This is a genomic window from Arsukibacterium perlucidum DSM 18276, assembly GCF_000382165.1.
In the GTDB taxonomy this organism is placed as follows: Bacteria; Pseudomonadota; Gammaproteobacteria; order Enterobacterales; family Alteromonadaceae; genus Alishewanella; species Alishewanella perlucidum.
Map to the genome: position 1 here is coordinate 1 of NZ_KB907702.1, position 24,653 is coordinate 24,653.

The 24,653-nt window shown below is 50.3% G+C and carries 26 protein-coding genes, 1 tRNA gene, 1 pseudogene and 1 riboswitch; of the genes and pseudogenes, 19 read left to right on the forward strand and 9 right to left on the reverse strand.

Annotated elements, in window-relative coordinates:
* On the forward strand, positions 1 to 249 hold a 249-nt coding region (locus H141_RS0101505), incomplete at its 5' end, for an IS3 family transposase (protein ID WP_019674473.1).
* Here H141_RS0101505 and H141_RS0101510 read toward each other — a convergent pair.
* Complete coding sequence (locus H141_RS0101510; RefSeq protein WP_019674474.1) at positions 246 to 551, reverse strand: hypothetical protein; 306 nt, start codon at positions 549 to 551, stop codon at positions 246 to 248. The genes H141_RS0101505 and H141_RS0101510 overlap by 4 nt on opposite strands.
* Before the next feature lie 147 nt (positions 552 to 698).
* Here H141_RS0101510 and H141_RS0101515 point away from each other — a divergent pair, with 147 nt between their 5' ends.
* From H141_RS0101515 to H141_RS0101525, 3 genes are read left to right on the forward strand one after another with little or no spacing between them, the layout of a single operon-like run.
* Complete coding sequence (locus H141_RS0101515) at positions 699 to 1,559, forward strand: fructosamine kinase family protein (protein ID WP_019674475.1); 861 nt, start codon at positions 699 to 701, stop codon at positions 1,557 to 1,559.
* Positions 1,560 to 1,568: 9 nt separating this feature from the next.
* Complete coding sequence (locus tag H141_RS0101520; RefSeq protein WP_019674476.1) at positions 1,569 to 2,321, forward strand: pteridine reductase; 753 nt, start codon at positions 1,569 to 1,571, stop codon at positions 2,319 to 2,321.
* 15 nt (positions 2,322 to 2,336) lie between these two features.
* The gene (locus tag H141_RS0101525) at positions 2,337 to 2,537 is read left to right on the forward strand and encodes a CPXCG motif-containing cysteine-rich protein (RefSeq protein WP_019674477.1); all 201 of its coding nucleotides are present in this window, start codon (positions 2,337 to 2,339) and stop codon (positions 2,535 to 2,537) included.
* A 29-nt stretch (positions 2,538 to 2,566) separates the two neighbouring features.
* Here H141_RS0101525 and H141_RS0101530 read toward each other — a convergent pair whose 3' ends face one another.
* Positions 2,567 to 3,193, reverse strand: coding sequence for a riboflavin synthase (locus H141_RS0101530; RefSeq protein ID WP_019674478.1), 627 nt, complete (start codon positions 3,191 to 3,193; stop codon positions 2,567 to 2,569).
* Positions 3,194 to 3,249: 56 nt separating this feature from the next.
* On the opposite strand from H141_RS0101530, the gene H141_RS0101535 reads away from it, so the two are divergent.
* Together H141_RS0101535 and H141_RS0101540 are read left to right on the forward strand one after the other, a co-directional pair.
* A complete protein-coding gene (locus H141_RS0101535; protein ID WP_019674479.1) occupies positions 3,250 to 4,641 on the forward strand; it encodes an MATE family efflux transporter in 1,392 nt (463 codons plus the stop codon).
* Complete coding sequence (locus H141_RS0101540; protein ID WP_157610672.1) at positions 4,595 to 5,611, forward strand: DUF3080 family protein; 1,017 nt, start codon at positions 4,595 to 4,597, stop codon at positions 5,609 to 5,611. Before H141_RS0101535 ends, H141_RS0101540 begins: the two co-directional genes overlap by 47 nt.
* 16 nt (positions 5,612 to 5,627) lie before the next feature.
* Here the strand turns inward: H141_RS0101540 and H141_RS0101545 are convergent, their stop codons facing one another.
* Positions 5,628 to 8,489 carry an alpha/beta hydrolase family protein gene (locus H141_RS0101545; protein WP_019674481.1) on the reverse strand — a complete coding sequence of 954 codons (2,862 nt, stop codon included), beginning with the start codon at positions 8,487 to 8,489 and terminating at the stop codon, positions 5,628 to 5,630.
* A 275-nt stretch (positions 8,490 to 8,764) separates the two neighbouring features.
* On the opposite strand from H141_RS0101545, the gene H141_RS0101555 reads away from it, so the two are divergent.
* The 11 genes from H141_RS0101555 (at position 8,765) to H141_RS0101605 (ending at position 16,228) form a co-directional block, all read left to right on the forward strand.
* Positions 8,765 to 8,841: transfer RNA gene (locus H141_RS0101555), tRNA-Val, on the forward strand.
* Between the two features lie 136 nt (positions 8,842 to 8,977).
* A riboswitch (molybdenum cofactor riboswitch) is annotated at positions 8,978 to 9,126 on the forward strand.
* A complete protein-coding gene (gene moaA / locus H141_RS0101560) occupies positions 9,115 to 10,086 on the forward strand; it encodes a GTP 3',8-cyclase MoaA (protein WP_019674483.1) in 972 nt (323 codons plus the stop codon). Its footprint overlaps the riboswitch before it by 12 nt.
* A 14-nt stretch (positions 10,087 to 10,100) precedes the next feature.
* Positions 10,101 to 10,679: a molybdenum cofactor guanylyltransferase gene (gene mobA / locus H141_RS0101565; RefSeq protein WP_019674484.1), complete on the forward strand. Its 579-nt coding sequence runs from the start codon at positions 10,101 to 10,103 to the stop codon at positions 10,677 to 10,679.
* Complete coding sequence (locus H141_RS0101570) at positions 10,666 to 11,205, forward strand: molybdenum cofactor synthesis domain-containing protein (protein ID WP_019674485.1); 540 nt, start codon at positions 10,666 to 10,668, stop codon at positions 11,203 to 11,205. The genes mobA and H141_RS0101570 overlap by 14 nt, the downstream gene beginning before the upstream one ends.
* A gap of 1 nt (position 11,206) precedes the next feature.
* Positions 11,207 to 11,698: a cyclic pyranopterin monophosphate synthase MoaC gene (gene moaC / locus H141_RS0101575; RefSeq protein WP_019674486.1), complete on the forward strand. Its 492-nt coding sequence runs from the start codon at positions 11,207 to 11,209 to the stop codon at positions 11,696 to 11,698.
* Positions 11,695 to 11,946, forward strand: a complete 252-nt coding sequence (locus tag H141_RS0101580; RefSeq protein ID WP_019674487.1) for a MoaD/ThiS family protein — start codon at positions 11,695 to 11,697, stop codon at positions 11,944 to 11,946. The genes moaC and H141_RS0101580 overlap by 4 nt, the downstream gene beginning before the upstream one ends.
* A 1-nt stretch (position 11,947) precedes the next feature.
* Complete coding sequence (gene moaE, locus H141_RS0101585; protein WP_019674488.1) at positions 11,948 to 12,397, forward strand: molybdopterin synthase catalytic subunit MoaE; 450 nt, start codon at positions 11,948 to 11,950, stop codon at positions 12,395 to 12,397.
* 3 nt (positions 12,398 to 12,400) lie between these two features.
* Positions 12,401 to 13,186, forward strand: coding sequence for a molybdate ABC transporter substrate-binding protein (modA, locus tag H141_RS0101590; protein WP_019674489.1), 786 nt, complete (start codon positions 12,401 to 12,403; stop codon positions 13,184 to 13,186).
* A gap of 4 nt (positions 13,187 to 13,190) precedes the next feature.
* On the forward strand, positions 13,191 to 13,892 hold the full coding sequence (modB, locus tag H141_RS0101595; RefSeq protein WP_019674490.1) for a molybdate ABC transporter permease subunit: 702 nt from the start codon (positions 13,191 to 13,193) through the stop codon (positions 13,890 to 13,892).
* Positions 13,892 to 15,079: a molybdenum ABC transporter ATP-binding protein gene (modC, locus tag H141_RS0101600; protein WP_019674491.1), complete on the forward strand. Its 1,188-nt coding sequence runs from the start codon at positions 13,892 to 13,894 to the stop codon at positions 15,077 to 15,079. The genes modB and modC overlap by 1 nt, the downstream gene beginning before the upstream one ends.
* Positions 15,080 to 15,163: 84 nt before the next feature.
* Positions 15,164 to 16,228, forward strand: a complete 1,065-nt coding sequence (locus H141_RS0101605; RefSeq protein WP_019674492.1) for a DUF3083 family protein — start codon at positions 15,164 to 15,166, stop codon at positions 16,226 to 16,228.
* A gap of 48 nt (positions 16,229 to 16,276) precedes the next feature.
* On the opposite strand, the pseudogene H141_RS0101610 reads toward H141_RS0101605, so the two are convergent.
* The 4 genes and pseudogenes from H141_RS0101610 to H141_RS19680 form a co-directional block, all read right to left on the reverse strand.
* Positions 16,277 to 16,459: pseudogene (locus H141_RS0101610) on the reverse strand (YfhL family 4Fe-4S dicluster ferredoxin); the annotation flags it as partial.
* A 2-nt stretch (positions 16,460 to 16,461) separates the two neighbouring features.
* Positions 16,462 to 17,781: a prephenate-dependent tRNA uridine(34) hydroxylase TrhP gene (gene trhP, locus H141_RS0101615; RefSeq protein WP_019674494.1), complete on the reverse strand. Its 1,320-nt coding sequence runs from the start codon at positions 17,779 to 17,781 to the stop codon at positions 16,462 to 16,464.
* 85 nt (positions 17,782 to 17,866) lie between these two features.
* Positions 17,867 to 19,471 (reverse strand): thiamine pyrophosphate-binding protein, encoded by a 1,605-nt coding sequence (locus H141_RS0101625; RefSeq protein ID WP_019674496.1) that lies wholly within the window; start codon positions 19,469 to 19,471, stop codon positions 17,867 to 17,869.
* A gap of 117 nt (positions 19,472 to 19,588) precedes the next feature.
* A complete protein-coding gene (locus tag H141_RS19680; RefSeq protein ID WP_157610674.1) occupies positions 19,589 to 20,692 on the reverse strand; it encodes a helix-turn-helix transcriptional regulator in 1,104 nt (367 codons plus the stop codon).
* Between the two features lie 304 nt (positions 20,693 to 20,996).
* On the opposite strand from H141_RS19680, the gene H141_RS0101635 reads away from it, so the two are divergent.
* Positions 20,997 to 21,833 (forward strand): DUF2306 domain-containing protein, encoded by an 837-nt coding sequence (locus tag H141_RS0101635; protein WP_169337158.1) that lies wholly within the window; start codon positions 20,997 to 20,999, stop codon positions 21,831 to 21,833.
* A gap of 80 nt (positions 21,834 to 21,913) precedes the next feature.
* Positions 21,914 to 22,141, forward strand: coding sequence for a DUF2306 domain-containing protein (locus tag H141_RS0101640; protein WP_019674500.1), 228 nt, complete (start codon positions 21,914 to 21,916; stop codon positions 22,139 to 22,141).
* A 491-nt stretch (positions 22,142 to 22,632) separates the two neighbouring features.
* Here H141_RS0101640 and moeA read toward each other — a convergent pair whose 3' ends face one another.
* A complete protein-coding gene (gene moeA / locus H141_RS0101650) occupies positions 22,633 to 23,892 on the reverse strand; it encodes a molybdopterin molybdotransferase MoeA (RefSeq protein WP_019674502.1) in 1,260 nt (419 codons plus the stop codon).
* Positions 23,892 to 24,545, reverse strand: coding sequence for a two-component system response regulator NarL (narL, locus tag H141_RS0101655; protein WP_019674503.1), 654 nt, complete (start codon positions 24,543 to 24,545; stop codon positions 23,892 to 23,894). Before narL ends, moeA begins: the two co-directional genes overlap by 1 nt.
* Between the last annotated feature and the right edge of the window lie 108 nt (positions 24,546 to 24,653).

Here is a 24,653-nt window from a genome sequence, read left to right on the forward strand (position 1 = left end):
GACTTGATTAAAAAGCACCAGTTGGTGCAAAGCATGAGCCGCAAAGGTAACTGCTGGGACAATGCCTGCGCGGAAAGCTTCTTCCACTCATTGAAAGTTGAAGCAATCCAGGACGAGCCGATAATGGATAGGGAAACAATGCGACAGCACGTTTTTGAATACATTGAGGTTGATTACAACAAGACCAGAAGGCATAGTGCTCTTGGCTATCTCAGCCCAGAGAATTTTGAATTGAAGAACAGTGCTTAGTGAAGTGTCCACTGTTGCTGGTACAGATCAAAGTGCATCTCCAGCATACCTGCAGCCTGGTGAATATGAAGTGCGGCAAAGAACATAAAACTGACACCAAAACTAATCCGGGCCAGCAGGTGATCGCCAAGCATACGATAAAATAACAACGGCAGTATTGCTGTGGGTAAACCTATTAACAACGCCGGTAGCCAGCTGCTATGCCAACCAGCCAGGGCCAGGGCCAAAACAAACAAGGCGAGGTTTATGCCACTCATCAGTTTGAACGCCTGCACACGAAAACGCGGGGTAGTGGTTGACATATAAACTCCTGACAGTAAAAGATTAATTATTAGCCTAGCATCAACTTTAATACAGGACTTGATATGTGTCATTAAAGGTACGGTCAATTAGTGATTTTTTTTATATATCAACCATACTTAATTAACAATGCTAAAGGGAGAGAGCTGATGTGGCAGGCGATTGCAGATAGTATTAATAGTGAACTGGATACCGACTTTAAAATTGCAGATAAAACTCAGCTTACTGGCGGAGATATTAATCTGGCATTTAAAATCAGCGGTGATGGCCGGCAGTTTTTCGTAAAGCTTAATCAGCGTGAGCAGCTGGAGCAATTTGAAACTGAAGCTCTGGGTCTGAGAACGCTGCGCCAGCACCACTGTATCAGGGTCCCCGACGTTATTTGCTGTGGCCAGACCATAGATAAAGCCTTTTTAGTGCTGGAATACCTGCCGCTGGTCAAAGAAAGCCTGAACGGATGGCAGCAACTGGGCCAGCAATTGGCATTGTTACATAAACAGCATGAGCAGGCGATGTTTGGTTTTGATTGGGATAATGCCATTGGCCGCTCTCCGCAGCCGAATAAGTGGCAAAGCAACTGGAGCAGTTTTTTTTCCGAACAACGCCTGGGCTGGCAGCTGCAGTTATTGTTAGAGCAAGGTTTTGGCTTTGGCAATATAGACTATCTGGTCGAGCAGTGCCGGCAGCGCCTGGCACATCATCAGCCGACGCCGAGCCTGCTGCACGGCGATTTATGGCGTGGCAATGTCGGTTTTCTGGCCGGCTCACCCGTGATTTTCGATCCAGCCTGCTATTACGGTGATCAGGAAACTGATGTTGCTTTCAGTAGCTTATTTGGCCGTTTCCCGGATGTTTTTTATCAAAGCTACCAGCAGTTTAATAAACTTCCCGAAGGTTATGAGCAGCGCAAAGATCTGTATAATTTATATCATGTGCTTAACCATGCTTATTTGTTTCGTGGCAGTTTTCTGGTACAAGCTCAGGAAATGATTAAACAGCAATTTTACTAGGACTCCTATATGCAAAGCTTCGACACCCCGGTGGCTCTGGTTACCGGCAGTGCCAAACGCTTAGGCCGGCAAATAATCAGCCAGCTACATCAGGCCGGCTACCGGGTTATTATTCATTATAATCAGTCAGCAACTGATGCCAATAACCTGGCTTCAAGCCTGAACCAACAGCGGCCTGACAGCGCCCTAACCATCCAGGCAAACCTGTTAGATGATCGGGCAGTACAACTCCTGGCCAACAAGGCGCTGGCCTGCTTTAACCGCCTGGATGTACTGATTAACAATGCCTCCAGCTTTTATGCCACGCCGCTGAGCAGTGCCACTTTAACCAACTGGGATGATTTATTTGGCAGTAATGTTAAAGCACCATACTTTCTGTGCAAGGCGCTGGCCCCGGCCCTCGCTGCCAACAAAGGCTGTATTATCAACATGGTGGATATTCATGCGCAGCAGCCGTTACAAGACCACAGTATTTACTGCATGGCTAAAGCGGCATTATTGATGATGACAAAATCGCTGGCACGGGAATTAGCGCCTACAATAAGAGTTAACGGTATAGCCCCGGGCGCCATTTTATGGCCCAGCCAGCAGTTGGCTGAGGCGGACAAAACGGCTATTTTGCAGCAAATACCGCTGCAACGCACCGGTACCCCGGAAGATATCGCCAATACGGTGTTGTTTTTGCTGCAATCACCCTATATCAGTGGCCAGATTATTGCTGTTGATGGTGGTCGCAGTCTGGGAGCAGCGCAAAAAGCCTGAGTGACAGGAGGCAGTATGAGTATGTTAAGTAAAACCATCAGTTGTCCGTTTTGCGGCCATCCGGTGCATATGGATATTGAAGTAACCGATGATGATCAAGATTACATCGAAGATTGCAGCAATTGCTGCAATCCTATTCATTTAAAAGTACATAAAGATATTCAGCACCACAGTGTGCAAATTTTTGTCGACGCTGACGACGAGCAGTACTACTAAGGCGTGATTGATTTTCAGGGCGTACCGGTTTACTGCTCAGTACCAAAGCGCTGGGCCATTACCCGCTCGACCGTTTTTATAATGGTCAGAGTTTGCTGATCAAGCTCGATATTCAGGATATCGCCCTCGCGCTTGTCACCCAGAGTAGTAATGGCCAGAGTTTCCGGAATTAAATACAGGTTAAAGCCGCTATCTGTTACTTCTCCGACTGTCAGGCTACAACCTTCTACCGCAATAAAACCCTTGGCCAGAATGTAAGGTAAAAAGCTTTTATCCAGACTCAGTTGCATGCTGACCTTATGCTGCTCGCGCAGCAGTTTGCTTAAGATAGCAGTAGTTTGAATATGGCCCGACACAATATGACCGCCCAGTTCGCTGCCAAAGGTCAGCGAACGCTCCAGATTAACTTTACTGCCAACATCCAGTTTACCCAGGTTCGTTTTGTCCAGCGTTTCTGCAATTACATCAAAACTTACCCAGCCAGCGGCGCTGTCAAAGGCCGTTACCGTTAAGCACACGCCGTTAATCGCAATGCTGGCGCCACGCTCCAGCGCTTGTAAATTTGCGGGTGGTACGCTTAAGGTCAGGCGGCGCAGCTGCCCTTCGTCGCGAATTTCGCGCACTTGCGCGGTTGTCTGAACTATTCCGGTAAACATAAAACCTCAATTGTGTTAAATTGCGCGCCATTACTGGCCAACCCGAACGATGGCGCATGGTACCCTTTTCCCGCTTTGAAGCCAAAACTCTGTTAAAACTAACCGGCCCCATAATGCTGGCCCAGTTAACCCAGACCATGATGTATTTTGTCGATACTGTGATGGCCGGCCGCTTCAGCGCTACCGATATGGCAGCACTGGCGGTAGCCTCCGGCCTGTGGTTACCCGTGGTACTGACATTGCAGGGCCTGCTATTGGCGCTGACACCCATTATTGCCCAGTACTATGGCAGCAAACAGACCGAACCCGTCAGCCATTTTACCCTGCAAAGCCTGTATCTGGGAATGCTGCTGGCAGGCTTATTATTTATCCTGATGCTGTTTGCCGATATCCCAATCGGCATGTTGAATATGCAGGATGAATTGCGCGATAAAACCCTGCAATATCTTTACTATGTCAGTTGGGGCTTATTTCCGGCCGCCGGCTATATTGTGATCCGCAATTTATTTGAAGGTATTGGTAATACCAAAGCCAGTATGTGGATCAGTTTTGTCGGTATTCTGGTAAATATTCCGGCTAACTATATTTTTATTTACGGCAAACTCGGCATGCCGGCACTGGGCGGTGCTGGCTGTGGTATCGCCACCAGCCTGGTATTTCTGGCCATGTTTGTTGCCATGCTAATCTACGGCTGGTTCAGCCGCACTACAAGGCCCTACCGGCACTGGCCGAAACAGCTTAGCCCTAACTTAAAAGACATTTGGTATGTGGTTTGCCTGGGTACCCCTATCGCTTTTTCTATCTTTTTCGAGGTGACCTTATTTGCCTGTATTCCACTGGCCATAGTGCACCTGGGGCCTATTGTGGTCGCCGGCCATCAGGTAGCCAATAACTACAGCGCGCTGGTGTTTATGCTACCGCTTAGTTTTGGTTTAGCCACCACCATTCGGGTGGGGCATTTGGTTGGCCAGCAAAATAATAAAGAGCTGAAAACCGCTATCAGTACCGCGTTGTGTATGGCGATATTTATGTCGTTTTTTATCGCCTGTTTTACCTTTTTTATGCGTGGTCATGTTGCCTCGTTGTACTCTACCGATCCGGCAGTAATCGCCTTAGCCAGCTCGCTGTTAATTCTGGCGTGTTTTTACCAGCTATCCGACGCCATTCAGGTGGTGTCGGCCTGTGCCCTGCGCGGCATGAAGATCACCAAACCGGTATTTTATATTACCCTGTTTGCCTACTGGCCAATCGGCTTTGGCTTAGGCGCCGTATTAGGCTTAACTGACTGGCTGGTAACACCGATGGGAGCTCATGGTTTCTGGATTGGGATTATTATTGGCCTGAGTACTGCCGCCATTATGCTGGCGTTTATTTTACGCAAACATATTAAGAGAATTGATCATGAAATTCAGCATGCCCGGGCTGATGCTGCTGGTGGGGCTACTTAATCTAAGCGGCTGCAGCAAGCCTGATAGCAAGGCAACCTTAACCGATTATCAGCAGCGCCTGAGCCGGGTTCTGCAGCTGGACAGTGTAAAAGTGCAGATGGAACCGTTACCGGCCTTACCCCGGCCCAGCGAGCTGAGGCAACCACTGCCCGACATCCGGCTGGATTTAGCCGACGCCTGGGCCAGCCGCGAATGTGGCCTGGATCAGTTAATCGGCGAGCGTAACAGTAGCCTTGGCCGGGTGTTTCAACCGAGCATGCAATTAAATTATGAACTGCGCTTACTGGCCCGCTTACAACGTTGCCTGCAGCAAGACATTAGCCCTGAATTACAACCACAAATAACTAACTGGTTAAGTGAAAAGCAGCAAAGCATAACCATAGCGCTGCACAATATGCTATTGGCCGATGATACCCTGCGCCGACAATGGCAAGGCAGTAAGCAGCAATTATTAGCCGATGAAAACAGCGGATTTATAGAAAGCAGTAGTGCCCTGAATGACCTTGCGGGCTTGGCGGAGCAAATCAGCCAGCAACAGTGGCAACGAGCCGCCGCGGTTGATATTGAACAAAGTCTGGCTGCGCTGTATCAGCATGATTTTCCCGGCAAGTTGCAACAAAGTCTGCGCTACAGTGCCGCCTGGTTTAGCCAGGTTAACCCGCAGCTACTGACCATAGTACCGGCAAGCTTGTGCCCAAACGGACGCAGCACTGAACAACTTAAAATACTGACGACGGTATTCAGTAAATTTTTTATCGCTGAGGTGCAGGCGCACCTGGCGCAGCTGCGCCGGTTTTACACTGAAAGCTGGCCGTTAATAGCCGGGCTGTATCGGGACACCGCACTTTTTCCGGCGCTGCAACAACGTTATCAGCAACCGGCTGAGCAACTGCAGCAACAATTAATGCTGCATGTGCAGTGGTGGCAGCAATTAAACAAAGCGTGCCCGGTTGGTCTTACACCTGGCTAGTGCTCTACCTGTCATCTTACTTTTCATATTGCTGATACGGCATACCCTCTGTCCACCACTCTGGCGCCGGAGCACCTTTTAAATAATGGTCAAAAAATTCGCGCATCTTAATGCTGTAATCCAGTTTATTGGCATAACGCTGCAAATGATGCGGCTCGCCTTCATAATGCAGCATCACCACCTCTTTGCCTAAGCGGCGCAGTGCCAGATAGTATTCAATACCTTGCTCCCAAGGCACGGCCCCATCATCATCACCAAACTGGATCAGCATCGGCGTATTAATTTTATCGGCAAAAAACACTGGTGAATTATCGATATAGGGCTGCAAATTTTCATACATCGATTGGCCAATCCGGCTCTGGCCGGTTTCATATTGAAATTGCCGTGCCAGGCCAGTTTGCCAGCGAATACCGCTGTAGGCACTGGTCATATTGGCTACCGGTGCACCCGATACTGCAGCGGCAAACATATCAGTTTCGGTTACCACAAAAGCAGTTTGATAGCCCGACCAGCTATGGCCATGCAAGCCTATGGCTTTCGGATCCGCTACCCCCATATCAATCAGCTTTTGCAAACCAGGTACCAACGATTCAGTAGCACTGGGCCCAGGGGCAGCCGGCCTGAAATGAATATCCGGCAGGAAGACTAAATAGTCCTGGCCCAGGTAATAAGGAAAGTTAGGCCGGTGGTTTACTTTCATCTGGTTGAAGTGATGCAGGCGCTGCGAGAACTTTTCATAGTAATACACCACTACCGGATAGGGCTTGCTGGCGTCGTAACCATCTGGCGTTAACAACACGCCTTGCAACGGCTCACCGGTCGCACCTGTCCATTCAATTAAATGGCTGTCGCCCCAGATAAACTCTTTCTGCTGCGGGTTAAGTTCGGTCAGCTGCTGCCGCTCGCTAAAATCAGCGCTGGCCAGCCACAGATCCGGAAATTGCCGAAAACTTTGCTCAGTAAATAAATAGTGTGGCTGGTCCGGGCTGAATTCGTCCAGCGCTTCCACAAAGTCATAGCGTTTTTCACCCTGCAGCAACACTGTGACATTACTGGTTAAATCGTCGTTTAAATTCAGCCGGGCAAAACCATATTGCTTGTTCGCTTCGTTATACATCCGCAACAGTTGCGGACTAGCCGGGTTTAACGCCAGCGCTTCATCGATTTTTTGTAAGCGATACTGTTCTTGAGCTGAACGGCCGGCGGTCAGTTTTTGCACACTACCAGTAAGGCCCAGGGCCCAGATATCAAACCTGTCATACACCAGCACAGCAGATTCATCAGCCAGCCAGCCTGCCACACCATAACTGGCGGCGGCCATTGGCCGGTCGTTTTGCTCATCGACCCAGGATACCGGCGCATCTGGCGCTAACGGTTGAGTGCTGCCCGATACACTGTCAAACAACTGATACTGATCTTGCTGCAGATAAATGACATAACGGCCACTTGGCGACAAATGGGCCCGCTCATGGCTGCGATTTGCACTAAATACCTGCTGGCGCTGACCTGTGCGCAAGTTAACATGCCAGATATCATGCAAGCGGCCGTTCCAGCTCATTTGCGCTAAATGCGGTTTGCCGCTGCTGATAAGCTGCGCCTCACTGTGTTCAGTCACCAGCAGCTGTTCTTCAACATCATTGCTCAACAGCACCATATCCAGGGTTTCCAGCCAAATTACGGCGGCAGCAGTACGCTTTAATGCCTGCTTATATTCGGCTTTTTGCTGGCTGTTTATCCGCTCATCATTACCGTGCCACACCTGCAGCCGCCGATCAGCCAGTAAGCGCTCAATGCTATAAAGCTCCGCTTCGGTTTGCGGCGGTTCAACTTTAGCTGGCTTGCTGCCCAGATCCGGCCGATGGCCGATAAACAACCGCTTACCATCTTTGCTCCAGCGCGGCGTAGCATGCTCGCTTAGCAGCCAGCCGGGCCGGCTGGTATCCAGCTGCTTAGCTTGTTTATTCTCGAGCGACCATAACCAGAGTTGCTGTGCCGCTTCAGCCTGGTTCGTCTCGGCCAGTGTTGCTTTGGCAGGGCCTGCCATCACCACCAACTGATCGCCATCAGGGTTAAATTGCAGCTGCTGCAGTTTATGTTCCGCATATTCCACTGCGGTATAGCTGGTAGCCGTGGCACTATCCCACACCTGCAGTTGTTGCTGCGCCGGCTTATCGTTGCCCTTGTCATCATCAGCGGTTTGTTGCTGACTGATATAGGCCACTAAACCACTCTTTTCAGCCACGCTAAAATCAGTTACCTCTGCCAGCGTTTGTAAATCGCCGCTGGCTAAATGCAGCGCCTGCAAAAGCTGACTGGTGGCTTTAGCATCACTTTTACGCTCAAGCAATAACGCATACTGGCCATCACCAGTAAACGCAAAGCGATCAATGTTAGCGATAAGCTGGCTAGCGCCCGTTGCGGTATTCACTAATACCGCATTTTGCGGCAGTGCATCGCGCGCTTTTTTATCAGCTGCCTGCTCGCGCGCTAGCAGCGGTGCTTGTTGCCGAAACAGGGCAAAACTGCCATCGACATTCAGCTGGCCCTTATCGCCCCGCTCTACACTAATTTGCTGGCCACTTTGCAAATTAACCACATAGCCGCTGCTGTCGCCAAAATCAGGCTCAGCGGTATAAACCAGCCATAGCTGGTTGTCGCTAAGCTTACGCTGACTAATCTCCCGAAACTTCATAATGTCAGTCAGCTCCAGCGGCCGCAGCCCCTCGGTCGCGACAGTACTGGCAGCAATAGCGGTTGAAGTAACAACAGGCTCAGGTGCAGTGCTCGTTAGCTGGCTGCAACCGACACTGGCTGCGACCAGCAACATAACTGAAGTAAGGCGAAAACGACGGGCAAGCCCGTTGGCGATAGCTGGCATAAATTCCTCGAAAGCCTGTTTATGTTAAGTATTTTTCTGACAGGCAACATATCTTACGGTATGCCAAAGTTAACATATGCCAACCACAATGTGTGCAGCTTAGCGCGTTGCGCCGGTCCGGATACGACCAAAACCGCCGTAATTGCGGTTAATTACCAGCTGACAGGCTAAAATTCAGCCAAACGTAGGCTGAAACACGAAAAACACTTGCCAACCAGCCAGCAGCGCAATAACATAGCCGCCGTTGTCAGCACCAGGCTAACAACACAATGTGTGCGTCCTTAGCTCAGCTGGTTAGAGCACTACCTTGACATGGTAGGGGTCGGTGGTTCGAGTCCACTAGGACGCACCAAAAATTCTAATGAAAACGCCACCTTACGGGTGGCGTTTTTGTTTTATATTATCCTGTTTAACCCCCCACATACCCACAAAGGAGTAACTAAGCCCCCTCTTCATGGCAATAACGAATCGCAGTGTCAGCACGTATCATTAACCTACAACACCGAGCTACCGGCTCTAAGTCTGTACTGGATTTCACAGCACAGAGATGAACGGTATGCCGTGGCAATACTGCCACCGGGTACGGCGGGAAACGGCCATACCTCCCCATTTGGAAAGGTGAATTATGTTAACTGACGCTTATGCGCGCCGTTTTAGCTATTTGCGGCTGTCTGTTACTGAAAGCTGCAATTTTCGCTGCAGCTATTGCCTGCCTGATGGCAATGACTGCGACTCCCGTGCCGGTGAATTAACCCTAAATGAAATAAAACGCCTGGTCACAGCCTTTGCCAGGCTGGGTACCCGCAAAGTACGGATTACCGGTGGCGAGCCTTCTTTACGTAAAGATTTAACCGAAATTATCGCTATCTGCAAAGCGGTACCCGGTATTGAAAAAGTGGCACTGACCACCAACGGCTACCGTTTAAAACGTGATGCGCTGGCCTGGCAGGAAGCAGGTCTGGATGCGGTGAACGTTAGCGTCGATAGCCTGGATGCCGACACCTTTCACCTGGTCACAGGCCAGGACAAATTAGCCGACATCTTAGAGGGCATAGCCCATGCTAAAGCCATTGGCATTAAGCAGGTAAAAATTAATACCGTACTGCTAAAACAGCATAATGCCCTGGCCCTGCCGGATTTTCTTAAGTTTTTGAAACAACAGGATATTGCGCTGCGTTTTATCGAGCTGATGCGTACTGGCGATAATGCTGATTTTTATCAGCGCCAACATTTAAGTGGTGCCAGCATTCAACAACAGCTACTGGATCAGGGCTGGCAGTTGAACGTCAAAGCGAAAACTGACGGTCCGGCTCTGGAATACTCGCATGCCGATTATCAGGGGCGGATTGGTCTGATTATGCCCTACAGCAAAGACTTCTGTGCCGACTGTAACCGGCTTAGGGTTTCAAGCCTGGGTCAGCTGTATTTGTGTCTGTTTACCGACAACTACCAGGAGTTGCGTAGCCTGCTGCAAACAGATAATAGCGCGCCCTTAATGCGTTTTTTGCAACAAGCAGTGCAAGGCAAAGCTTTCAGCCATCAGTTGGCTGAAGATTACAGTGGCAGCACCCGGCATTTAGCCCAGATCGGTGGATAAGAGAGGTGGCTAATATGAGCAGTTGTATGCAATTTAGCGCACTGATTTTAGCCGGAGGCAAATCCAGCCGCATGGGCCAGGATAAAGCGCTGCTAAACCTCAATGGCTTGAATTTACTTGAGCATATGCAGCAATTGGCGCAAGAAAGCGGTGCAGCAGAGGTACTGATTAGTCGTAACCAACCGGGTTTTATTGCCGATCAAACTCAGCAACAGGGGCCCTTAGCCGGTATTTTAGCGGCGCTTGAACACTGCCAAAGTGCACAGCTACTGGTACTGCCAATAGATACGCCATTACTCAGTGTGCTTAGTCTGCAGCGTCTGCTGCAACACGCTACTGCTAACAACAATGCTGATGCTGCGTGCTTTGCCGACAGCCCACTACCCTGCGTGCTAGCGGTGAGCCCGACACTCAGCACCCTAATTAGAGCACAACTGCAAAGCGGCCAGCGCTCGGTAAAAGCACTGCTGGCAAAGCTTAACGCCGTATCCCTGCCAGTTCCGACCACTGAGCTATTAAATACCAATACACCACAAGACTGGCAGCTTTGCCTGAATTTATTTAATAACGGAGTGCATTATGCCGAGGCCTGACTTAAGTCGGTTTTATCCGCTTTCTATAGCAGTACTTACCGTCTCGGACAGTCGAAGCAGTGCTAATGACAGCAGCGGCGACTTGCTCTGTCAGCTGCTGCAAACCGCAGGTCACCAATTAGCAGAGCGGATAGTATTGCCGAACAACAAATATCACGTACGTGCCGTGTTAAGTCAGTGGATCGCAAGCGAGACCATTCAGGTAGTGTTGCTGAATGGTGGCACCGGCTATGCCAGGGGCAACTGTACGGTCGAGGCATTAACACCGCTTATGGATACACAGGTACCGGGCTTTGGCGAGTTATTTCGACAGTTATCGTTTAACGAATTAGGCTCAGCCGCGATGCAATCCGGCGCCCTTGCTGGACTGGCCAATGGCACTTTGCTATTTGCGATGCCTGGCTCTGGCGGCGCTTGCACTGTGGCGATGCAACAGTTGATTTTGCCACAGCTGGATAGCAAAACCGGTCCCTGTAATTTTGTTGCCCATGTGAAAAACAACCCAATCAATAATTGTGGAGCCTGAAATGAGTGAATTCCCACATTTAACGCATCTGGATCAAAGTGGCGCCGCTGCCATGGTCGATGTTAGTAACAAGCTGGACACTAAGCGGCTGGCCCGCGCCGGCGCAGTAGTATTTACCACGCCAGAAGTGATCAGTTTAATTGAGCAGGCCTTACTGAAAAAAGGCGATGTACTGGCCACCGCCCGCATTGCCGGCATTATGGCAGCGAAAAAAACCAGTGAGCTTATTCCGCTGTGCCATCCGCTCATGCTAAGCCAGGTATCAGTCGACTTTCAGCTACTGCCAGCGCAAGCTCAGATAAAAATTGAAAGCTGCTGTGTGCTAAGCGGCCAAACCGGCGTCGAGATGGAAGCATTAACTGCCGCCAGTGTGGCAGCGCTAACCATTTACGATATGTGTAAAGCGGTAGATAAGGCGATGACCATTAGCGAGATCCGGCTGCTGGAAAAAACCGGCGGTAAGTCGGGGCATTATATTTCGGAGGCAATATGATTAAAATTCTGTTTTTTGCAGCGCTGCGTGAACGGTTGGATTGTGAACAATACCTGCTTAGTTGTGAAGGCAACACCTTGGATGTGGCGTCAGTGCTCAGCCAATTGCAAAGCCGCTGCCAAAACTGGCAGCAAGAACTCAGTCACACCGATTTACTATGCGCAGTAAACCAGCAGCTGGTGCCGCTAACCGCCAGCGTGCAGGATGGCGATGAACTGGCGTTTTTCCCCCCGGTAACCGGAGGCTGATATGAGCATATTTGTCGCCGTACAAAGTGATGATTTTTGTCTGGCCAGTGAATACAGTGAGCTACGCCGTAATGCAGCCTGTGGAGCAATTGTCACATTTAGCGGCCTGGTGCGAGAGCTGCATGATACCGTTCTGCATGGCATGACGCTGGAGCACTACCCTGGCATGACCGAACAGGCACTTACTCAAATAGCGACAGATGCGCTTAACCATTGGCAACTGGCTGCTGTACACGTTATTCACCGGGTTGGCAGGCTTAAGCCGAATGAGCAAATTGTGTTTGTCGGCGTTGCCAGTGCTCATCGGCCCGCCGCCTTTGCTGCTTGCGAGTTTATTATGGATTACCTGAAAAACCGCGCGCCGTTCTGGAAAAAAGAACATACCGCAGAGGGTGATTATTGGGTAGAAGCTAAAGCCAGTGATCAACACGCGCTGGCACGCTGGGAGTAACCGATGATCCGCATATTGTTAATGCTTTGCCTGATTAGCATACTTCCAACATATGCTAGCGAAAAGAATGCCAACGAAAAACTCACTATCGCTGCAGCATCAGACCTACGCTATGCATTAGATGAGGTTATTTCTCTGTTCCATCGGCACCAACCGGACACGGATATCAGTGTAGTGTATGGTTCCAGCGGCAAGATCAGCACCCAAATCCGCCATGGTGCACCCTATGATGTATTTTTCTCAGCTGATATTACATTCCCTACACAGCTTTACAACGACGGCTTGACGGCAACAGCGCCACAACCTTATGCGCTGGGGCATCTGGTACTGTGGAGCCCGAAACAGAATATGACAGGCATCGCACTTGGCCAGTTAGCGAATATGAATTTCAACCGCCTCGCCATCGCCCAGCCCGCCCATGCACCTTATGGCCAGCGCGCCAAAGAAGCTTTGCAAGCGGTTGGTGTCTGGTCTGCAGTGGAGGCCAAATTAGTTTATGGCGAGAATATCGCCCAAACCGCGCAAATGGCACAAAGCGGCGGTGCCGATCTCGCCATTATTGCGCTGTCGCTGGCCAAATTTCCTGAATTAGCAAAACACGGTTATCAGCTTATTCCAGCAGAGCTACACCAGCCACTGAGCCAGGCCTATGTCATAACCCGCCACGGTGCTAGTAACCGCAGCGCACAGCAGTTTACTGCCTTTATGACTAACAAAGATGTGCTAGCCATTATGCAAACTTATGGTTTCGAACTTCCTGTTAGTGCACGGCAAGGCGAGCAGGAGTAACACCATGCCTGAGCTTTTCGCCACCCTTAGCCCGCAAGACTGGCAAGCCATCCAGCTCACGTTAAAGCTGTGTTTATATACCACAGTCATTTTATTGCTGCTGGGTACCCCGCTGGCCTGGTGGTTATCGCTTAGCCATAGCAAACTGCGCACCGCTATTCAGGCGATAGTGGCGCTACCGCTGGTGCTGCCACCCACCGTGCTGGGCTTTTATTTATTACTGTTGCTGGGGCCGCATGGCGCTGTCGGCAGTAGCTTAGAGCAACTGGGGTTTACTCACCTGGCGTTTAGTTTTACCGGCATCTTAATTGGCTCGGTGATTTACTCACTGCCCTTTACCGTGCAACCATTGCTGGAAAGCTTTAGGCGCATGGGCCCAAGGCCGCTGGAAGTGGCTGCAACCTTAGGGGCCGGTAAGCTGGATCAGCTGTTTAGCGTAGTGCTGCCGCTGTGTCGCGGTGGCTTTATTGTCGCAGCCACCCTGACCTTTGCCCATACCCTGGGCGAATTTGGGGTGATCTTAATGCTGGGCGGCAGTATCCCCGGCGAAACCCAGGTATTGTCGGTGCTGATCTATGATCATACCGAAGCAATGAATTACGCCCAGGCGCATCAGTTATCGCTGGGGTTATTAATTACCGCCTTTGTGGTGCTGTTTATTGTCTATGGCCTGAACCGGCGCTTTGAGCGCGAGGCGGTACTGTGATGAACAATGTAATGAGTTTATTTCATACTGCCGCACGACAAGGCAAGCACCGGCAGGCTGCCACAGACGAGGCTAACCAAGCTACCCCGGCCACAGCCGGTTTAACCATAGCGTTAAATATTCAGCGCGGCGCTTTTACGCTGCAGCTCAATAACCGCCTGCCACTGCAAGGTATTACTGCGTTATTTGGCCGCTCCGGTTGTGGCAAAACCAGCTTGCTACGCGCTATTGCCGGACTGGATCGCCACCCTGGCGCCACTATCCATTTTGGTAATACGGTCTGGCAGAACAGCGGCTGGCAGCAAGGCAAAACCTTTGTGCCGGTGCATCAGCGCCGCATCGGCATGGTATTTCAGGAAAGCAGCCTGCTGCCGCATTTATCGGTTAAACAAAACCTGTTGTATGGCTTTAACCGGCTGGCAAAACATATTGAAGTACAACTTAGGCCAGAGCAGGTGATCCAGCTACTGGAGCTAGCCCCCTTACTTGAACAAGCCCCCGAACAATTATCTGGCGGCCAGCGCCAGCGGGTCGCGCTTGGCCGGGCCTTACTGAGCCAGCCGCAGCTACTGCTACTGGATGAACCTTTGGCATCCCTGGATCAGCAAAGCCGCGGTGAAATTCTGCCGTTTTTACAGCGTATTGCTAATACAACCGGCATACCCATGCTGCTGGTCAGCCATCAGCTGGATGACGTAGTGAAACTGGCTGACCATCTGGTACTGATGCAACACGGCCGCATCCACAGCCACGGCCCACTACAGCAGCAATTGCTGCAACCCGAGCTGGCGGCCATTGGCGCCATGTCACTATTGCATGCCAAAAGCAGCGGCAGCAAACAGCACCTGCTGCAACTCAGTATCGGCCAGCAGCCATTACAACTGCCCGCGCCACTGCATGCCGCAGCCGACGATCAAAGCCAAGCCCAAACAGCTTATCGTTTACGTATTCAGGCGCGCGATGTGGCCCTTAGCCTAAGTAAACTCAGCGACAGCTCAGTCAGTAATCAGTTACAGGTCAGCATTACTGGCTTTAGCCCGGCACCGCACCCGGCCGAAACCCTGGTACAGCTGAGTCTGGCAGGCCAGCCGCTGCAGGCGCTACTGACAACACAGTCGGTAGCGCGCTTGGGTTTGCAGATTGGTCAGCAGGTTTATGCGCAGATAAAAGCGGTGGCGTTGGATTAACGGCGCAAACTTTACCCCAGAGCAAAGAATCTGTATCTGGGACTCGTTACACTGGATGAAATCAATTTAAGTTTGGAGACCACTATGCCATCACATCAACCAAATCGGGTGTATTTACCAACTAATGCCCATTCAAATCAGTATTTACTGGCTGAGTTTAAACCAGATGAGCAATTTTACCAGGCAGGTAAAAGTGTTGAAAGCTGTTATCAAAAACTGGCTGATACCTTGTATAGCTTAGCTGAACAACATCAATTATTTAATGTGCAAATTATTGCCAATGACAAGCTGCCGGTCGTACGCTATCACAGTGAAGCACATAACCTGGAAACGGAAAAACAAATCAGGATTTTTTATAACCCGGTCTACCATGAAGGTCAAAATCTGTTTTGCACCCCTGAATATCAGGCAAAAAAAATCCGCATTGTTTTTTTAGCCACAGGCAATGAACTGCGAAGTCAGGCTGCGCATTTTCATCAATCTGTTGTCGCGTTGCTCACTCAGTTAAAAAACGAAACAGGGTTAACAACGCCAATTAAAATTCGCGATCACCAGCATTTAAGTTACGACCTGTTTGCTGCAGTTAAAGGCCACAAAGAAAGCTATGGTTATAAATTACGCGGTCTATACCCTCGCTACCTGGCCAGAAATGTAAGCCTGCCAACACAGCACAGTGAAATAACTTACGTGACGCTGACTCTACCCCTTAGCCGCCAGCTTAAAAAACAAACTCAGGTTGAAAGCAGCACAGATCATAGTGCTCTGTACCAAAGGCTGGCTGAGCAGTTTCAGACCGCATGTTCTGGCAAAGGCTTGCAACGTCTAGCCATGGTTGCCAATGGCCGCACACCGCTGGTTCGTAATAGCCAGGTCGACCAGTCAGAACAAAACAGTGAACTGCAAAAAATCAGCTTTGATCCAGACAAATCTGAAGCACAATTTATTCAACACTGGCAAGCGGACAATTTAGTTGAAAGCGCTCACTTTATTTTGGTGGCCAGCAAGCAGGATAATACAGAGATGGGCTATGGCCGCTTTATGAATCATGTTGAGGAAGCGCTGCGCAGCTTCTGTAAACAGTTGCAGCTGGATACAGCCAAACAACAGTTGACGGTGCGTTTTTATCAGCATATTAGCTATTTACAGTAAAACTGTAAATAGTTAAGACTGGTTTGTAGCACTGCAATAGGATTATTGCAGTGCTATACAATCTATCGGGCATACTGCTATACAGGTTGGCTTATCGTAGTAGCCAATACACTCGGTACACAGCTGCGGGTCAACCTGATAATGTTTGACGCCCATGCTGATGGCTTCGTTCGGGCACTCTGGCACACACATATCACAGTTGATGCAGCTGGCTTCAATTACGGCGGGCACGCTTAACCTGCCGCATTAATGGCTAGATCACTGCCTGCTGTTGCCACTGCAGGCAGCTGCTTTAACAGCATGGCAAAGCTAAGATTGTGCTGCGCAGGTAACTTTACCTTAAGCTGATAGCAAGCGCCGGGCGCCAGTACAATGGCGTTATCCTGCTTGTCGCGCAGTGCTTGCAGGGTAAAGCTTTGATTGCCCTCTGGCGTCATCAGCAGCAGGCTATCGCCCACCGCAAACTGGTTTTTTACTTCAACCAGCGCAAAGCCGTCGCTGTCCTGCCCGCCAATAAACTCACCTACCAATAACTGCTCGCCGGCACTGTGGCTGGTATCGTAATTTTGGGTGTCCTGCGGTTTATGCCGCCTTAAAAAACCTTCGGTAAAACCGCGGTTGGCCATGCCATCAAGTTCATGTAATAAAGCAGAATCAAAGGTTTTACCGGCCACCGCATCATCAATAGCCTGCCGGTATACCTGAGCGGTGCGTGCCACATAATAGGGTGATTTAGTACGGCCTTCTATTTTAAGGGAATGCACCCCCATCGAGGTCAGAGCCGGCACATGTTCAATAGCCCGTAAGTCTTTCGAGTTCAGAATATAAGTGCCGTGTAAGTCTTCATCAATAGCCATCAGCTCGCCGGGGCGGCCCTGCTCTTCCAATAGCGCAGGCGTGCTGATCGGTTTAAACTGACCCACTTCATCCTCTGTGGCGGCATGCACCTGATATGGCCAGCGGCAACTGTTGGTGCAAGCGCCCTGATTCGGGTCACGTTTATTAATATAGCCCGATAACAGGCAGCGGCCGGAATACGCCATACACAGAGCCCCATGCACAAATACTTCCAGTTCCATCCCGGGTACCTGGCGGCGAATTTCCGCTATTTCTTCCACTGCCAGCTCGCGCGATAAAATAACCCGCTCTACGCCCTGTGCCTGCCAGAATTTAACAGCCGCCCAGTTTACCGTATTGGCCTGCACTGATAAGTGCAGTGGCTGCTGTGGAAAATGCTGGCGCAGTAAATACACCACGCCGGGGTCGGATACGATCAGCGCATCAGGCTTTAACGCGACTACTGGCGCCATATCGTCAATAAAGCTTTTTAACTTACTGTTATGCGGCGCAATATTTACCACCACATAAAACTTTTTACCCAGCGCATGCGCCTCACTGATGCCGGTGGCAAGCGCAGCTAAATCAAACTCGTTATTACGCACCCGCAGGCTGTAACGGGGTTGACCGGCATACACCGCATCGGCGCCGTAGGCAAAAGCCAGCCGCATCGCTTTCAGACTGCCGGCGGGTGACAGTAGTTCAGGTTTTAACATACGGCCTGCTTATCGTGCTGCAAAATGGCGGCAATTCTAACGCCTGCTTTTTTACCCGCTTTGATCTGCCGCAAAGCAGCCCCCTTTAGCATTGCGTCAGCCCTACCCTGGCTGCCGCTTTAAAACCAGCAGCAAAGTTATTCAACCGCTCGGTGCGGCTACCTTCGGGCAACATCACTTCAATCAGGCTAAAGCGCCTGCTGCTGTTAAGCGCCAAACTAAATGCTTCGCTAAAATCGTCCAGGGTGCTGACCTGCATGCCATTGCCGCCCATGCTGCGCGCCAGCTCAGCATAATGCCAGTTATGCAGATCGGTGCAGTTAAGACCGGGAGCGAAGGCGTCAATCATGTCCCAGCGCTGGTTATTAAATAAAATAATAATAGGGGCAAAGCCATAACGGGCGCAGTGCCCAAGCTCCAGCCCGGTCATTAAAAAGGCACCATCGCCTACCATCACCACTGGCCGCAGGCCGGTAACCGCCTGCACCCCAAAGGCAGCGGGCACCGCATAGCCCATTGAGGCGTAAAAGGCCGGGGCCAGCATTAAACTGGGCGTGGCATGTAACGAGGCAAACAAACAATCACCAATATCAGAAATAAGCGGCACTGTGCATTGCTGTTCAGCCAATAGCCTGTCTAACTGCTGCACCAGGCTGCTGGCACTGAGTTGCGGCTGCTGGCTCTCGTTTACCAAAGCAGGTGCTGGTACCGGTGCTGCTATAGCGCTAAAGGGTGCTAGCGGCTGCTGTAACATAGCGGCTAACAACGGCTTTAATGGCAGCGGATGTTGCTCAAGGCAAAGTACTTTATCAGCAGTAAATAGCCCGGCATGAGCGGCAAAGTTGCTATCGGTTTTAATTACGCCAATTTGCAAAATAAGATCAGCATCTTGCAACAACTGGGTCGGTCGGATATCAGTTTTATCCAGAAAAATACCGCCATATAACGGATGTTGCTGATTAAAACTGGCGCGGCCCATCAGGGTGCTGATAAAAGGAATATTCAGCTGGCTGGCCAACGCTTCCAGTTCGGCAACGGCATCAAAGCGTCGCACATCCACCCCGGCCAGAATAACCGGTCGCTTTGCCAGGGCTAAACGCTCAGCTAATTGCGCCACGGCCAAAGACAGCTGTTCTTGTGGTACGACGGGTGGCTGGTAAGCAGCCGCCAGTCGGGTGTCAAATTGCACCGCATCGCGCGGGATTTCCAGCAGCACAGGCCGGCTTTGCTCTTTCGCCGTTTTCAGCGCCAGCCGGATATCTGCCCCGGCACGCTCAGGGTTATCTAAGCGCAACTGGATGGCGGTAATTTCTTTATAGATATCACGCTGAGAGTCGACCGTTTTTGCCTGATGATGAATTTGCAGGCCACGCTCAATTTCGTTTTGGCTGGGAAAACCGGCAATCACCACTAGCGGCACATGCTCAACATAAGCCTGCGCCACGGCATTTACCGCATTCAGCGCGCCAGCGCCATAGGTCAGAATCACCACGGCCGGTGTATTGCTGATCCGCGCCGCCGCATCGGCGGCAAACACGGCGGACGGTTCATGACTTAAATAGTACAGCGGCAAGTTGCTGCGCTGTTGCAGTTGCTCAAATAACGGCAGCACAAAATCGCCCGGAATGCCAAATAACTGCTTAACTTCAAAAATCTCAAGCTCATGCAATAGCGCATCAACCAATAACATAACCTACTCCAGTTTTGCGTTGTATAGCGCGCAGTGTGGTTATTATCGACGTTGCGGATGTTGATGCAGATCAAGCCAGCGCCAGCTTAGGCCGGCGCAAAGGTGGTAGGTGACGAATTATTGTTCCCTGCAATGTACAGTTTGGCGAAACTCATGTGGGGTGTAACCCACCATCGTTTTAAAAGACCGGGTGAAAGGTCCGACCGAGGCAAAACCGCTTTCCAGGCCAACCACTAGTACCGGCCAATGTCCTTTATCGGGATCTGACAGGAGTGTTTTTGCATGCTCAATGCGTAAAGTATTAATAAACTGATTAAAATTGCTGGCATGGAACTGTGACCTGAGCAATCTGCTTATGCGGTATTCTGGCACCTCCAACAACCTTGCCAGATCGCTTAACCGCAAATTAGCCTGTAAAAACACCTGTTTCTGAAATAGCAGTTGCCGGATCTTGTCACAAAGCTGGCTATCCGCCGGAGTTAAGCCCGTTGCTAAAGAGTCATGCTGCGCAGGCTCAACCTGGATATTTATTACTGCGTCTGCAGTACTTTGTGACTGAACACAAAGGGGCTTATTAAAGCGGCAATAAATTAGCCATTGTGTCACCACTAGTATGGTTAAAGCCGCAACAGCGCTAAGTAAATCATGCTGCAACGCAGCCCCCTCGGCTGGCAGCCATATTTTTGCGATAACACCAAAAATTGCAATAGCGCCACCATAGGTAGCCAGAAACAGCTGCCGATGCCAGCGTTCAGCACCGCAGGCCTGGCTATAACCCCGACAACCTTCCCAGAGCGTTAGCATTAAAATGGCGGAAGACAGCAAGATTAGCAGCTCTTTACAAACAACACGGGCCGAAGCCAGAAGTGTTTGACTTGCCGGCCAGAATTGTTGCAGTAACTGCATGGCCTGCAAGCTTATTATTAATAAGCCAATCGCAGCGGCAACCAGAATATGCCGCAATAAAATAGCCCTGCCTTGCCGGAACAACGCCCGGGCCACCAGCCAATAGCCGTTGCAAGTCATGCAAATGCCCATCGCCAGCAAATACTGGTAAAAACCAAAGCCGTCACCACCAAGGCGTTTAACCGCCATAATAGCCATAGAACCACTAAACGCAGCAAATAACAGATGCACCAGCTGTTTTTGCCGCACAAAGAGTTGGCTGCACACCAACGCAAAACTGACAACCAACAACACTAGATGAATAGTCTGATACACCGTGCATCCCCCACAAGCCTCAACGCTTAATGCTAACAGTTGCTTTAAGTTGGCGTCAAAGTGCAATTATCTTTTTTGCTGATTGCTATGTTACAAAAAGTAACAGCTTTAAAAACCTTATTCAGAACATAAAACCATGCGCCGAATTCCAAATTCAGCGCGATAAGGGGCGTATTGGCTGGCAGGATGCCAGCGTTTCAAAGGAACAAGACGTCAGATCATGTTAAACGAAAATAAAGTGGCTATGCCGATGATATATAGCAACCAGTGCCGGATATATACCCGCAAAATTCAAGGAAACACAATGACCGATATTACAATTGACGCCAACACGCCTGTGCGCCAGAAGCGTAGACCAGACTGGCTTACCCTCTCCGCAAAAACCTGGTTTATCGTCACAGCCATCGGCCAGTGGCTGTTCGTGACTTATATCGCGGGCTATTACGGCCTGCGGTTTGTCGGAGATGGCGTAGGCGGCTTTGCAGGAACCCATCTGGCAAATGGCTTTATCGCAGGAGACAGCATTGGCAATATAGCGCTGGCAATCCATATTCTGGTGGCGGGCCTGATTATTGCCGCTGGCCAAATCCAGCTGGTGCCGGCCATCCGTAATAAGCTACCCCTACTGCACCGTAGCAGCGGCTGGTTCTTTATGATCGCTTCGGTGATTGTCAGCATCGCTGGAGTTTACCTCACCTGGTCACGGGAGCGGGTCATCGGTTCACTGATCCAAGATATTGGCGTCACCGGCAGCGGGGTGCTGGTAATGCTTTTTGTGCCCATCGCCCTTTACTATGCAATCAAACGCAATTTTGCCGCACACCGTCGCTGGGCACTGCGGCTGTTTCTGGTGGTAAGCGCTGTATGGTTTCTGCGATTGATGGTATTTGGCTGGTTTATCGCTACAGGCGGCATCGGCATCGACGGCAAAACCTTCACCGGCCCATTCCTCGAAGTGGTGTCCTTTGCCCAATATTTGCTGCCGTTAGCGGTGCTGGAACTGTATTTCTGGGCCAGCAAGCCTAAAAACAAACGATACCAGAGTGCCGTGGCCAGTCTCATCTTTGTAGTTTGCGCCGCGATGGCTATAGGTGTATTTGCGATCAGCAGTGCTTCATGGATCCCCAAGATCGGCGCATAGCACAACTATTAACTGCGGCGCGGGCATTAAAAGGCACAGCTATGTCTTTTGCAGTTTAAACAAATAACGGAGGTTGTATTGTGCTTACTTACTTGCATATTTTGACAGGCACGGTTGCACTTGTTAGCGGTGCTTTAAGTTTTGCTGTAACGAAAGGCAGCAATTTACATAGAAAATTCGGGCTTACTTTTGTTCTGTCAATGATCGTTATGGCTAGCTCTGGGGCTCTGCTGGCGTTTATCGGCAAAGAAACTCTCAATATGATTGCCGGACTTGTCACATTTTATCTTGTTACTACCGCTTTTTAGCCGTTCATCCGCCAAAAAAACAAGCAAAAATAGTACATTCAGTATTTATGATTTTGGGCTTTGTCATTGGCATTTACGCAATTTATATCGGTTTAAGCTCATTGCACAATGGTAAAGATTCAATCGACGGCAAACCTATTGCAGTAATTATTGTGTTTGGTTCGATATCGCTTTTGGCAGCAATTTCAGATATCCGCCAGATAACAAGAGGAAGACTTAGTCGCAAATCGCAGTTAGTTCGCCACGTTTGGCGGATAGGTTTTACCATGCTTATCGCGACAGTCTCTTTTTTTCTTGGGCAGTCTCAGATTATTCCCGAACCAATCAGAAATGTCATTACACTTGTGGGACCCGTTTTGCTGGTGCTATGTTTTACGACGTATTGGGTTATAAGGGTAAGTATTTGGGGCTTAACAAGGCGGCCATAGCTAGGGCCGACAGTTTACAGGGCGCCCACTTTTATAAACCTTAGGCGCCCTTACGTTCGTGGATTAACGCAATAAATCTGAAAACGGCAGTATGGAGACCCTTTCCCCGGCAGGTAGACTGCCACTTTCACGCTCCAGCACAATATAACAGTTGGCATTGGCGATAGAGCTCAGCATGCCCGAGCTTTGGCTGCCGAGGGTTTTGACATTCAGGCCATCTTCACCCTGCCAGCACCAGCCGCGCTGATAATCTGCCCTACCCGGCTGCTTTTTCAATGGCTCATTGCACACTGCTTGCAGCAAAGCCGGCGTATTGTCGGCTAATTCACCACTGAGTTTACGCAGCACCGGCTGCACTAACTGCTCCAGGGTTACCACGGCCGCTACCGGATTACCTGGCAAGCCAAAGAACCAGCAGTTATTCAGTTTACCAAAGGCGAACGGCTTACCCGGTTTTATTGCCACCTGCCAGAAATTGATTTGGCCAAGCTTATTGAGAATTTTCCGGGTATAATCGGCTTCGCCTACCGACACGCCGGCACTGGTAATAAGCACATCGGCCTGGGTCATCGCCTTGCCAAAAGCTTGCTCTATCGCGGCTAAATCGTCTGGTAGCAAGCCTAAATCTACTACTTCTACGCCAAGGCGCTGCAACATGGCGGCCATTACGAAGCGGTTACTGTCGTAGATATGGCCTGGCACCAACTGCTGCCCCGGTGGCAGTAACTCATCGCCAGTAGAAAATATGGCGACTTTAAGCCGACGCTTAACTTTGATGCTGGCAAAGCCTAATGACGCCAGCAAGCCCAGATCGGCTGGCCGTACTTTGTGCCCGGCAGCAAATACTTGCTGGCCTTCGGCGATATCTTCACCGGCGCGGCGCACATGCTCAGCAACTGAAGGCTGGAACTGACACAATATCGTTTGCTTATGCTCAATTTCTGTAAGCTCAACCTGCTCTTGCATCACCACAGTATCCAGCCCGGATGGCAGCACAGCACCGGTGGTGATACGCACGCAACAGCCTGCAGGCACGCTATCGGTAAAGGCATGGCCAGCCAAAGCGACGCCCACCACCAACAATGGCTGGCCAGGTTTCACCTCAGCCGCGCGCAGCGCATAGCCGTCCATTGCCGCATTGTCATAGCCCGGCACATTAATCGTTGAACAAACCGGCTCAGCCAACACCCGATCTAAAGCCTTGCTTAACGTTACGGCTTCCTGCTGCTGCACTGGCAGCACCTGTGCTAACATTTGCTGGATCGCCTGTTCAGCGCTTAACATTTTTGGCGTTTGGATTTTTTCATGCTGGGGCATTGGCATCAGGCTTTCGCTCCTTGCTGGTTTACCATCCAGACAGCCGCCTCTACCCGCGAGCGCAGGCCAAGCTTTTTCAGCAGATGTTTAACATGCACTTTTACCGTACCATCGGAAATATCCAGCTCACGGGCAATCAATTTATTGCTTAAGCCCTTGGCGATAAAACTGAGAATTTCATGCTCACGGTTGGTCAGGCTATTTAATTCAGCCGACGTTTTTACTGCCGGGCGGCGCAGCGCTGTGGCCAGCACCTGGGTAATGGCTTCACTTAGCACCATTTTGCCGGTGAGCGCCCGCTTAATTTGCTCCAGCAGTATTTCCGGATCGCTGTCTTTTAGCAGGTAACCGTCAGCACCGTTGCTGATGGCATTAACCACATCTTCATCAGCGTCTGATACGGTCAGCATCACAATGCGCGAGCTGACGCCTTCGTCCCGCATCTTTTTTAAGGTGGCAATACCATCCATGCCCTGCATATTTAAATCCAGAATAATTAAATCCGGGTCAAGCTCTACCGCCATTGGAATGGCCTCTGCCCCGCTACTGGCCTCAGCAATCACTTCCAGCTCATCTTCCAGCGCCAGTAACTGCTTTAACCCCTTGCGCAATAACGGGTGATCATCGACCAACATAATGCTGGATTTTTGCTCTGACATGTCGCTCTCCAAGACTTAACAATGTAGCTTTGTGCTATTAGCTTATAACAAGCCAGAGCGAACTTTGATATAAATCAGTAAAATGACAGATCAGCATATTTTCTCCTG

Coding starts and splice junctions, on each gene's coding strand:
- H141_RS0101510 (WP_019674474.1), bottom strand. CDS start 551: ATGTCAACCACTACCCCGCGTTTTCGTGTGCAGGCGTTCAAACTGATG.
- H141_RS0101515 (WP_019674475.1), top strand. CDS start 699: ATGTGGCAGGCGATTGCAGATAGTATTAATAGTGAACTGGATACCGAC.
- H141_RS0101520 (WP_019674476.1), top strand. CDS start 1,569: ATGCAAAGCTTCGACACCCCGGTGGCTCTGGTTACCGGCAGTGCCAAA.
- H141_RS0101525 (WP_019674477.1), top strand. CDS start 2,337: ATGAGTATGTTAAGTAAAACCATCAGTTGTCCGTTTTGCGGCCATCCG.
- H141_RS0101530 (WP_019674478.1), bottom strand. CDS start 3,193: ATGTTTACCGGAATAGTTCAGACAACCGCGCAAGTGCGCGAAATTCGC.
- H141_RS0101535 (WP_019674479.1), top strand. CDS start 3,250: ATGGTACCCTTTTCCCGCTTTGAAGCCAAAACTCTGTTAAAACTAACC.
- H141_RS0101540 (WP_157610672.1), top strand. CDS start 4,595: ATGAAATTCAGCATGCCCGGGCTGATGCTGCTGGTGGGGCTACTTAAT.
- H141_RS0101545 (WP_019674481.1), bottom strand. CDS start 8,489: ATGCCAGCTATCGCCAACGGGCTTGCCCGTCGTTTTCGCCTTACTTCA.
- moaA (WP_019674483.1), top strand. CDS start 9,115: ATGTTAACTGACGCTTATGCGCGCCGTTTTAGCTATTTGCGGCTGTCT.
- mobA (WP_019674484.1), top strand. CDS start 10,101: ATGAGCAGTTGTATGCAATTTAGCGCACTGATTTTAGCCGGAGGCAAA.
- H141_RS0101570 (WP_019674485.1), top strand. CDS start 10,666: ATGCCGAGGCCTGACTTAAGTCGGTTTTATCCGCTTTCTATAGCAGTA.
- moaC (WP_019674486.1), top strand. CDS start 11,207: ATGAGTGAATTCCCACATTTAACGCATCTGGATCAAAGTGGCGCCGCT.
- H141_RS0101580 (WP_019674487.1), top strand. CDS start 11,695: ATGATTAAAATTCTGTTTTTTGCAGCGCTGCGTGAACGGTTGGATTGT.
- moaE (WP_019674488.1), top strand. CDS start 11,948: ATGAGCATATTTGTCGCCGTACAAAGTGATGATTTTTGTCTGGCCAGT.
- modA (WP_019674489.1), top strand. CDS start 12,401: ATGATCCGCATATTGTTAATGCTTTGCCTGATTAGCATACTTCCAACA.
- modB (WP_019674490.1), top strand. CDS start 13,191: ATGCCTGAGCTTTTCGCCACCCTTAGCCCGCAAGACTGGCAAGCCATC.
- modC (WP_019674491.1), top strand. CDS start 13,892: ATGAACAATGTAATGAGTTTATTTCATACTGCCGCACGACAAGGCAAG.
- H141_RS0101605 (WP_019674492.1), top strand. CDS start 15,164: ATGCCATCACATCAACCAAATCGGGTGTATTTACCAACTAATGCCCAT.
- trhP (WP_019674494.1), bottom strand. CDS start 17,781: ATGTTAAAACCTGAACTACTGTCACCCGCCGGCAGTCTGAAAGCGATG.
- H141_RS0101625 (WP_019674496.1), bottom strand. CDS start 19,471: ATGTTATTGGTTGATGCGCTATTGCATGAGCTTGAGATTTTTGAAGTT.
- H141_RS0101635 (WP_169337158.1), top strand. CDS start 20,997: ATGACCGATATTACAATTGACGCCAACACGCCTGTGCGCCAGAAGCGT.
- moeA (WP_019674502.1), bottom strand. CDS start 23,892: ATGCCAATGCCCCAGCATGAAAAAATCCAAACGCCAAAAATGTTAAGC.
- narL (WP_019674503.1), bottom strand. CDS start 24,545: ATGTCAGAGCAAAAATCCAGCATTATGTTGGTCGATGATCACCCGTTA.